Annotated in this window: 3 protein-coding genes and 1 pseudogene; 2 read left to right on the top strand and 2 right to left on the bottom strand. The window is 76.8% G+C overall.

Annotation, left to right across the window (positions count from 1 at the left end; translation table 11 throughout):
• Positions 1–1,356 (top strand): amidase family protein (locus ACFU6K_RS32450; RefSeq protein WP_380669141.1); only part of this gene is annotated, 1,356 nt, incomplete at its 5' end.
• A 116-nt stretch (positions 1,357–1,472) separates the two neighbouring features.
• Here ACFU6K_RS32450 and ACFU6K_RS32445 read toward each other — a convergent pair.
• Positions 1,473–2,117 (bottom strand): response regulator, encoded by a 645-nt coding sequence (locus ACFU6K_RS32445; RefSeq protein WP_380669143.1) that lies wholly within the window; start codon positions 2,115–2,117, stop codon positions 1,473–1,475.
• Between the two features lie 74 nt (positions 2,118–2,191).
• The gene (locus ACFU6K_RS32440) at positions 2,192–3,403 is read right to left on the bottom strand and encodes a histidine kinase (protein WP_380669139.1); all 1,212 of its coding nucleotides are present in this window, start codon (positions 3,401–3,403) and stop codon (positions 2,192–2,194) included.
• A gap of 300 nt (positions 3,404–3,703) precedes the next feature.
• Here ACFU6K_RS32440 and ACFU6K_RS32435 point away from each other — a divergent pair.
• Positions 3,704–4,340: pseudogene (locus ACFU6K_RS32435) on the top strand (hypothetical protein); the annotation flags it as partial.

Below are 4,340 nucleotides of genomic sequence, written 5' to 3'. Positions count from 1 at the left end.
GTGTCGGCCCTGGAGGTGATGGACAGCCACCTGGCCCGGATCGACGAGGTCAACCCCCGCCTGAACGCCGTCACCCAGCTCCTCGCCGACCGCGCCCGCGCGGCCGCGCGGGACACCGACCGCCGCCGGGCCGCCGGGGAGCCCCTCGGGCCGCTCGCGGGCGTGCCGTTCACCGTGAAGGAGTGCACCCCGATCGCCGGCGTGGCCACCACCTTCGGCACCCCGCGCTTCCGCGACCACGTCGCCGCCGACGACGCCGTCCCGGTGGCCCGGCTGCGCGCGGCCGGGGCGATCCCGATCGGCCACAGCAACCTGCCGACCCTGATCCTCGCCGGGATGCACACCCGCAGCGAGCTGTACGGCGACACCGTCAACCCCTGGAACCCGCGCCGCACCCCGGGCGGCACCAGCGGCGGGGACGGCGTGGCCGTCGCCGCCGGGATGGCCCCGCTCGGGCTCGGCAACGACTCCGGCGGCTCGGTCCGCATCCCCGCCTCCTTCTGCGGGGTCGCCGCCCTCAACCCGACCACCGGCCGCTTCCCCGCCGACCAGCGCCTGATCGGCCCGGACGACCCCGGCCCGGCCTCCCAGGTCCTGGTCACCGACGGCCCGTTGGCCCGTACGGTCGCCGACCTGCGGCTCGCCTACGAGACGTTGGCGGGCACCGACCCGCGCGACCCGCGCGCCGTGCCCGTCCCGCTGTACGGCGAACCGCTCGCCGCCCCGCTCCGGGTCGCCGTCGTCGCCGACCCGGGCGGCCACGGCGTCCACCCCACCGTCCGCCGCGCCGTCGGGACCGCCGCCGACGCCCTGCGCGACGCCGGGTACGACGTCCAGGAGGTCCCCGACGTCCCGCGGCTGGACGAGGCGCTCGACACCTACCACCGCCTGACCGGCACCGAGTTCGCGCCGAACTGGCCCGCCGTCCGACAGCTGCTGGGCGAGGGTGGCGACCGCTTCATCGAGCTGACGATGCGCAGCGCCCCGCCCGTGGACGGCCCCGGCCTGATCCGGCTACTGGGCACCTGGATGAACATCCGCCGTTCCTGGGCGGAGTTCCTGCACACGTACCCGCTGCTGCTGGGCCCGGTGTTCACCGAGCCGCCGGTCGAACCGGGCCTGGAGTCGCGGGACCAGGCGGGCCGGGACCGGGTCGCCTCGGCCATGCGGCTCTGCTCGGTGACCAGCTTCGTCGGCGTCCCGGCCGTGGCCGTCCCGACCGGCCTCGCCGCGGACGGCCTCCCCACCGGCGTGCAGCTCGTCGGCCGGGCCTTCCGCGAGGACCTCTGCCTGGCCGCCGCCCAGGCCGTCGAGGACCGCCTCGGCGTCCTCGCCCCGATCGACCCGAGGCCGTAAGCCGCAGGCCGTGAACCGCAAGCCGTAAGCCGTACGCCGCAGGCCGCACCGACCGCCGGGGCTGCTCCCGCCGTGGCCGCAGCGCCTTGGCCGCGCAGCCGTGGCCGCACCGCCGCTCAGGCCCCGGGCAGCCCCGGCACCACCAGCCCGCTCTCGTACGCGATCACCACCGCATGGGTCCGGTTCTGCGCGCCGAGCTTGCCCAGCACGTTCCCGACGTGCGTCTTCACCGTCTCCTGGCTCACCGCGAGGGCCTGCGCGATCTCCGGGTTGGACAGCCCGGTCGCCATTAGCCGCAGCACCCCCTCCTCCCGCCCGGTCAGCGCCGCCCGGGGCAGCGCCTCGGCCGACTCCAGCGGCCGGGCCGCGACCATCCGGCGCAGCGCGGCGGGGAACAGCACCGCCTCCCCGGCCGCCACCACCCGCACCGCCTCGGCGATCTGCGGGACGGGCCGCCGCTTCAGCACGAAGCCGCTGGCGCCGGCGCTCAGCGCGGCGGTGACGTAGCCGTCGTTCTCGAAGGTGGTGATCACCACGACCTTGGGCGGGTCGGCGTCCTTCAGCAGTTCGCGGGTCGCCTCGATCCCGTTGCGGCGCGGCATCCGCACGTCCATCAGCACCACGTCCGGCCGCAACATCCGCACCTGCTCGACCACTTCGACCCCGTCGGCGGCCCGCCCGACCACCGTGATGCCCTGCTGGGCGCCCAGCAGGGTGCCCAGGCCGCTGCGGGTGACGGGGTCGTCGTCGGCGATCAGCAGGGTGACGTCGGACGGCGCCCCCGAGGCGGGGTCAACCGCCCTGTCCGTGCCGGCCCGGCCCCCACCGCCCCCGCTCACGCCGCCCACCGCATCGGCAGCCGGACCGCCAGCCGCCACTGCCCCTCGCCGTACGGGCCGGCCTCGAACTCGCCGTGCAGCAGCCGCACCCGCTCGGCCAGCCCGGGCAGGCCGTGCCCGGAGGTCGGGAAACCGCCCGCCCCGGTCCCGTCCGCCACCCCGTTGACCACGCTCAGCTCCAGCTCGTCCGCCCCCGCCGCGACCCGCAGCTCGATCGGCCCGCCCGAGCCGTGCCGCAGCGCGTTGGTCAGCCCCTCCTGGACGATCCGGTACGCGGCCCGGGAGAGCGTGCCCTGCACCTGCGACAGGTCCCCGGTGATCCGCGGCGACACGACGGCGCCCGCGTGCCGGAGCCGGTCGACCAGCTCGGGCAGGTCGGCGAGGGTGCGGGTCGGCGCGGTGCCCGACTGCTCCTCGCGCAGCGCGCCGAGCACGTAGTCGAGGTCCTCCAGCGCGGCCCGGGTCGACTCCTCGATGCTGCGCATGGCGGCCCGCGCCGCCACCGGGTCGTCGGCCAGCACCTCGCCCGCGACGGCGGCCTGGATGGTGGCGGCGGTCAGGGTGTGCCCGATCGAGTCGTGCAGCTCGTGGGCCAGCCGGTTGCGTTCGGCCAGCAGCCGCTCCCGCTCGGCGGCCATCGCGAGCCGCTCGGCCGACGAGGGCCCGAGCAGCCGGGGCGCCAGCCACCGCAGCGCACCCGACACCGCCACGAACAGCGCCACCGCGAGCACCAGGCAGAGCGCCCCCACGATCCAGGCCCAGACGCCCGTCACGTCCGTGGCCCAGCCGAAGAGGCTGACCCGCGCCGCGCCGTCCGTCCAGCGCGCGGGCAGCGCCACGGCCGCCACCAGCAGCGTGCTGCCGCCGATCAGCACCGTCCAGCCCAGCGCCACCTGCGCCAGCACGAACGCCGGCGTCCGCCACCACTCCGCCGCGGCCCCCTTCACCGGGGCGGGCACCGCGACGCCCAGCGTCCTCCGCGCTCCCGCCGCCAGCACCCGGCGCACCACCCGGGGCAGCCCGCACACCGCGAGGAGCACCGCCCACACGGGCAGCGCCACCCAGACCGAGTCCGGCCGGCCGGACAGCCCCAGCGTCACCCCGAGCGCCACCATCGCCACCGGCAGCGCGGCCACTGCCCCGACCACCGCGAACAGCACACCCGTATACGTCGACCCGCGCAGCAGCGGCTTCAGTCCCTTGATCATGTTTGCCAGTATCTCCGGGCTCCCCGCCCTCGCCCTCCCCCGATCGAGGGAGGATCTCCGCAGGTCCGCGCAGTGCCGCCGCGCAGGTCCGCGCAGTGCCGCCACGCCGCCCGTCGAGGAGAGGCGGACCTCCTCCGCCGCTCGGCCGCGGTCCGTGGACCGGTCCGGCGCCCCGGATTCCGGGCCCCTCACCCGGCCCGCCGGGACCGCCTCGAACTCGGCCGGAACGCGACCACTCGTTCGCGTGAATCCGCGTCGAAGCCGTCGCCGGTACCGTCGGGGATCCAGACCATCACAAGCGTGACGATCAATCAGAAACTCTTCCGACAGGGCCTGTTGGCGACCGCCTCCACGGTCACCGTGCTGGCCGCCACGACCGGCGGCGCGACGGCCGCCCAGGCCGCGCCCACCCAGCGGGACGGCGGCCCGCACGGCTACAAGGTGTTCACCCAGACCGACGAGGCCTGGGCGCTGCCCCCCGGCCTGTCCTCCTTCACCGTGTACGCCTGGGGTGCCGGCGGAGGTGGTGGTGGCGGCGCCGGTGGCGGCGGTGGTGGCGGTGGCGAGGGCGGCAAACCCAACGACGCCGGAAGCGGCGGGGGCGGCGGCGCCAGTGGCGCGGGGGGAGGCGGCGGGGCGGCCGGCTCCTTCGTCACGTGCAACGTCAGCCTGGACCGCTGGGAACCGCTGACCGTCTACGTCGGTCGGGGCGGAAAGGGCGGCCGGGGCGGCTCGGGCGGCAACGGCGGCCCCGGCGGCGCGGGCGGCGGCTGGGACGGCTCGCACGGCAGCTACGGCAGGGAAGGCGCCACCGGGCAGGGCGACGCCGACGAGGACGCCCAGGCGGGCAGCGGGATCTCCGTACGCGACGGAGGCCCGCGCGAATGGCGGTCGCTCGCCCAGACCCCCGGCGGCCAGGGCGGCCGCAGCACCGGCG

Source organism: Kitasatospora sp. NPDC057512, from assembly GCF_042802135.1.
In the GTDB taxonomy this organism is placed as follows: domain Bacteria; phylum Actinomycetota; class Actinomycetes; order Streptomycetales; family Streptomycetaceae; genus Kitasatospora.
Note: the sequence above shows the minus strand (reverse complement) of the source record. Positions and strands in the feature narration are given on the sequence as shown.